Source organism: Halalkalibacter alkalisediminis (genome assembly GCF_028610705.1).
In the GTDB taxonomy this organism is placed as follows: Bacteria; Bacillota; Bacilli; order Bacillales; family Bacillaceae_D; genus Halalkalibacter; species Halalkalibacter alkalisediminis.
Genome location: NZ_JAQQWT010000075.1, coordinates 1 through 5,181 on the forward strand (window position 1 = coordinate 1; position 5,181 = coordinate 5,181).

Annotated in this window: 6 protein-coding genes; all 6 read right to left on the reverse strand. The window is 33.6% G+C overall.

What is annotated here, in order from left to right:
• Nucleotides 1-77: 77 nt before the first annotated feature.
• Nucleotides 78-479 (reverse strand): DUF3888 domain-containing protein, encoded by a 402-nt coding sequence (locus tag PQ474_RS25470; protein ID WP_273848378.1) that lies wholly within the window; start codon nucleotides 477-479, stop codon nucleotides 78-80.
• A 168-nt stretch (nucleotides 480-647) separates the two neighbouring features.
• Entirely contained in the window at nucleotides 648-1,433 is a 786-nt protein-coding gene (locus tag PQ474_RS25475) for a class I SAM-dependent methyltransferase (protein ID WP_273848379.1), read from the reverse strand.
• Nucleotides 1,434-1,725: 292 nt separating this feature from the next.
• Nucleotides 1,726-2,550: an alpha/beta fold hydrolase gene (locus PQ474_RS25480; protein WP_273848380.1), complete on the reverse strand. Its 825-nt coding sequence runs from the start codon at nucleotides 2,548-2,550 to the stop codon at nucleotides 1,726-1,728.
• Between the two features lie 23 nt (nucleotides 2,551-2,573).
• Nucleotides 2,574-3,095 (reverse strand): hypothetical protein, encoded by a 522-nt coding sequence (locus tag PQ474_RS25485; protein ID WP_273848381.1) that lies wholly within the window; start codon nucleotides 3,093-3,095, stop codon nucleotides 2,574-2,576.
• Entirely contained in the window at nucleotides 3,092-3,514 is a 423-nt protein-coding gene (locus tag PQ474_RS25490; RefSeq protein ID WP_273848382.1) for a MerR family transcriptional regulator, read from the reverse strand. The genes PQ474_RS25485 and PQ474_RS25490 overlap by 4 nt, the downstream gene beginning before the upstream one ends.
• Nucleotides 3,515-3,875: 361 nt before the next feature.
• Nucleotides 3,876-4,856 (reverse strand): glycine-rich domain-containing protein, encoded by a 981-nt coding sequence (locus PQ474_RS25495; RefSeq protein ID WP_273848383.1) that lies wholly within the window; start codon nucleotides 4,854-4,856, stop codon nucleotides 3,876-3,878.
• Nucleotides 4,857-5,181 lie beyond the last annotated feature (325 nt).

Consider the following 5,181-nt stretch of genomic DNA (forward strand, 5'->3'; position numbering starts at 1 on the left):
ATATCGATCGACCTCCGTGTTATTTACTTAAACTATAACACTAAAGTATCGTACGACATCTATCCTAACAGAGGGGGTTATTGAATTTGTATCGGCTTACGACATTCAACCTTTTCACCATTCAATTTTTTCACTTGGACTTCTTTAATAACCCAGTTTGTTAATTCTTCATTTTCAACGGTCATAGTAAACAAATAAAATGGTGGGTTATGTGCCCCTTCAAATGTTTTAAATTGATATGTTATTTCGTAAGCATATCCCATGTTAGGTTTTCTTTTTACATCTACAAATTTACAAAACATAGATTGCTTAAACTCACCAAAATATTCGTTAGTAGCCTTTTTTTCTAAAGGATAAAAAAATGTATATATTACATCCTCCAAAAGCATTTCATATCGAGTATTATCTTCTTCTGCCTGAACTGGAGTTATCATTAGTAAGCAGCATAAACAAATACTCATAACAAATTTCGTATTCAATCTAATTACCTACTTTCAAATTACAATTTGTAGGTATTTTCTCCAACTGATTAACAATAATTCTTCTTGAAGAATCTGCCTCATTAGTTGAAGAAGCGACAGCCCTGTTCAGCTATCGCATCCGTTTGTTAAATAAAGAAAAATATATAAACAATTACTTTTTTTTACTTAATTCCTAACTTTTCTGCAAACATAAACCATTTGATAACTATCCTCTGTTATAGGAGTTTCGTTCCAGTCCTTGTAAATATTGATTATTTCAAAGCCATTGTCAGTTAAAATCCGTTCCATTTCTTTTGGAAATACGTAACGTAGGCTTATATTTGTTTTTACTTCATTGACTACTACATCATCCGTATTTTTAAATTTTCTTATCGTTGTATTATGCTGCACTTGATTTAAGGAGTCATATCTACTGACCGTATAAACATCTACTTTATTTAGAGTATCCTTATCAATATATGTTCTCCAATACTCCTCTTTACTCGGTTGAAATAATTCCTCCGCACTTGGAAATCTAGTCCCGAATATAAAAACTCCGTTGGTTTCTAAATGCCTGTTCACAGACATTAACAAACCATCTTGAGCATCGTTTGTAAGAAAATGTTGAAACGAATTACCTACGGAAAATATTAAATTACTTTTTACATCTAAATCTAACTTGGAGCAATCCTGTTCAACCCAATCTACCTGTAAATTTTGGTTAGTAGTTTTATTTTTGGCTTCATTAAGCATACCTTTATGAAGGTCCACTCCTATTACTCTAAATCCTTTTCTTGCTAAAGGTATAGTTGCTCTACCTGTACCACAAGCCAAATCAATAATTATTCCTTTTGTTTTCGATGCCCATTTTTCTAAAAAAGTGATATCTTCTGTATATGTGTCATTTTCCCTATCATATAAAATAGGGTCATCATATTCTTCGAAATTATCTAATGTTGTTTTTTCAATCATTTAAACTCTCCTTAACTTGCCATCCTATAAATGAAATTAAAAGTTCCTTTTTTCACTAACCTGCTCGTTACTTTAAGTACATTTTTTCACAAAGTCGTCTAAAAAGTGCAGACCTTTGCTGCGCAGTATAAAGTCTACTACGTAATATAAGGGTTACTCTACAATCTGGCCCGATTGTGGAAGATCTTAATTACTATGTCTTGTTGAACTAGCACCTGTTACTTCAATAAGAATTACCTTTAATAAACATTTCATCTTTTCTAATTTCAAAAATCAGTAGACACCAAATTTCTTAATCCTTTAAAAAAGGAACAACATGATTAAGAAAAGATAAGGGAGATTCACCATGTATCCAATGTCCTGTTTCTGCTATAATCACTGTCTTACTATTATAAAAAACTTGAGTAAGTTCGGATATTTCTTTTGTAGAAAATGCTCCGCTTTCTCCAAAGAGGAGTAAGGCAGGATGCTTTATATTACTATTTAAATCTAAAGAATCTTTGCTCATCACATTTTGAGAAATACTTAACAATGAATCCAAAGAAAAAGTCCAATTAACTCCGCCATTTTCCTGCTGTAAACTTAAACTGAACCACTCGGTATTGGAATCTCCAATGTTCTTGGACATAAAACTGATGGCTTCTTCTCGGGTATTAAAGTTATTTTTAATCATACTAAACATAGAATAGGGACCTTTATTATTTTTAACACCTTCATACCATCCTTGATATATGTATGGAAGTGCTTTAATGTGACCTTCTTCCACTACAATTTTTGAAATGCGTGTTGGATATAATTCCGCCAAACACATAGCAATTTTAGCACCGAGCGAGTGACCAATTATATCAACACTTTCAATTGAAAGTGAGTCTAATAAGGAAATGATGTCCAAACAAAAAGTTTCTGTATCGTATGCTCCATCAGGTTTTTCTGTGGAACCATGTCCTCGTAAATCTGGAATAATAACTCGGAAATCTTTCTCTAATTCCTTACTGATTTTCAGCCAGCTTTTAGAGTTACCCGCAAGAGCATGTAACAAAAGTAAAGGTCTTTTGTCCGTAATAGAGTCTAAATAGTGAACATTAATTTTGTTAATATTACTTACTTTTGATTCCATTTTGGCACCTACCTTTTTTATTTTTAATAATTTACTCGGTATTTTTCTTCCAGATAAGAAAAAGTATTATTTCGTCGTATTACCTTCGACTTTACATCCAATTCGTAGTTTTCTTTTGGCTCTTCTTTTAAGTCATTCGGTAACTCTTTTAATTTTGTTATTACCTCATTGTTTATTACCACATCAGCCACATCATTTTCATCAACTATACTTAAAGTAATGGAAATATTTTCTTCGTGTTCTAACATTCCAATTCGATACTTCAAGAGAATATTGATTGAACAATGCCCTAATGGAACATCCTCCTCGGTGGTGTAAAGCTCAAACATTATTTCCTTTTTCTCATTTAGTTCTCTAAATGAGATGGAACCCTGAGCATTTTCATCATACTTAGTGAGATTGGGCAGACGAGAAATACCATATGGTAAATGCACATCGACTTTTACATAGCTAATATCAATATTCTCAGGTGAAATTTTTATCAACAAATGATTCAAACCTTCATTGTTTTCTATAAATGATTTTGCTAATTGAGCTTTTATCAATTGTGTTCCACCTCACCTAATAAAATTTTTGATACAGCATTTACTACTTCTTGTTGTTTTTCTGCGGAAACTTTGGAACTTACTGTTATAAACGCATCTTTACTAACTTTAATTGTCTCATTTTTAAGGAAAACTTCTTCTTTAAAAAGAAATAGCTTTTTTCCAATATTTTTAATTTCTTCAAACGTAAGGTTGCTTACCTTTTTTTGAATCTCCGCTAAAGACAATCCTGTTTTTGAAAGTGAAATAATTGCCTTAATATAATCCATATGTTGTGTTGTATAGACTCTTTTGTTTCCTTCCACAGGTAAAGGGGGTAATAATCCTATTTGTGTGTAATATCTAACTGTTCTTAGATTTATCTCGACTTCCTCAGATTGAAGTAATTCAACTAGCTCCTTAGCAGTATAAGTATTCATGTATTTAGCCTCCTTAAAAATAATAAAAGGTAGTTACAGTAAACTGTTACTTTTACAGTTTACTGTAACTACCTTTTATTCGCAATTAAATTGTTATAATTTAGTATTTATCTTCATTAACTAATACTACCTCTTTAGTTGATGAAGCTTGTTCAATGATATGGCCCTTTAAATAAAGATAGAGCGCATTTCTTGCTTCAGAAATGCGCCCGTTTGTTGAAGATCATTGAAATGCCTTATTGAACAAAACACCCGTTTGTTTAAGAATAACCTATTTAATTTCTACCCAAAATAAGCAGTAGCAAGGTAGAAAGGCTCCCTTCTACTCGACTGCTATTCATTTTATTTTCTATCCATTCACCTAAGATGAACAACCTCCGCTGCAGCTTGAAGAGGAGGAACCGCCTCCACTATCCCCGCTGCTATCTGCGGGACCATCACCATGGCCATTTCCGGAACGATCTGTGGAAGCTGTGCCGCAGAAAACGGCGGTGGAGCAACCGCTTGTATTGTTCGCTGCCTGAGTAAAGGCATATACTTTTGCGTATTCCCAATATTCATCAAAATAATAATAGGAGAAGAAAACCATTACAAGGGACAAGAAGGTCATATCACCGTATGTCCGTTGCTTTGTAAATGAGCCTTTTTTATCAATCCGATAGATCTTTTCCGCTTCATTTAGTTGTTGTTTCATTCGATTCACTAAATATTCAGCCAGCTCTTTGTTATCTTCATTTTGACGAAAATATTTTTTAATTAATTCATCTTGACTACTTTCCTTAAACTCTTTTAAAATCTCACTGGACAATGGGTGTTTAAAAAAACTTCCCCAGGCCTTCCAGCTAAATTCGGTAATTTTAAAAAGCTGCGAGAAAACCCAATCAAATAAGGCGCGATCATGTGGTGCCGGCTTTGGATTGGTGTTCGGGATATGGTGAAGCATTTCTCCTAAAAATCCCTCCGAAAAATCCTGATATTCTTTTGTAAAAAGAATCATCTCATGCCATATTTCATCCACATCTTTACTAAACATAGGCGCTTTCTTGAGAAGGTTGGATACTAAAAAATAGCGCTTTAACTCAAACAGCAGCCATTCAAACTCAACCTCACTCCGATTGGGATTCTCCTGAAGGAATCGCTGTTTTACTTGTTGTATATATTCATAGTCTAATGCCGCATTTAGCAGATGAAGCATAGGCTGTATTGGGACAAGATTCAGTGCACCGAGATCTTCCGGGATGTTCTCCTTTCTTAGTTTAGGCCGATCTTTTCCGTTTGTAGCCATTATTCCAACTGTTAAACCCACTAATAGTAGAACTCCTACAATCACACCAATAATCATTCCACTCCCCCTTACTCAAATAAACGTTTTCATCTATTGGTAAAATTATACTTCAATTAAAGTGTGATCTTAAGAGTTTTGTACTCTAAGGTCGCTCTAAGTATGACTTTCTTAAGGAAAACCGTTTTGCATATATATCCAAATTAACCACCAAGTGTTATTCAAGAATATGGCCCGATACACGAAAAGACGCGTTCCTCAATAAACGCGCCCTATAGCATTCCTGTAGAACGTTAATTTTCAACTTTGAAAAAAATAGAGCTCCTCAGTAAGATATGAGTATAGACACCACTCTAAAACTCAAAATCTAAGGAGGAAACTCTAC

What these genes read in the sequence shown, in the direction of transcription:
- PQ474_RS25475 (WP_273848379.1), bottom strand. Translation starts at nt 1,433, where the DNA reads ATGATTGAAAAAACAACATTAGATAATTTCGAAGAATATGATGACCCT.
- PQ474_RS25480 (WP_273848380.1), bottom strand. Translation starts at nt 2,550, where the DNA reads ATGGAATCAAAAGTAAGTAATATTAACAAAATTAATGTTCACTATTTA.
- PQ474_RS25490 (WP_273848382.1), bottom strand. Translation starts at nt 3,514, where the DNA reads ATGAATACTTATACTGCTAAGGAGCTAGTTGAATTACTTCAATCTGAG.
- PQ474_RS25495 (WP_273848383.1), bottom strand. Translation starts at nt 4,856, where the DNA reads ATGATTATTGGTGTGATTGTAGGAGTTCTACTATTAGTGGGTTTAACA.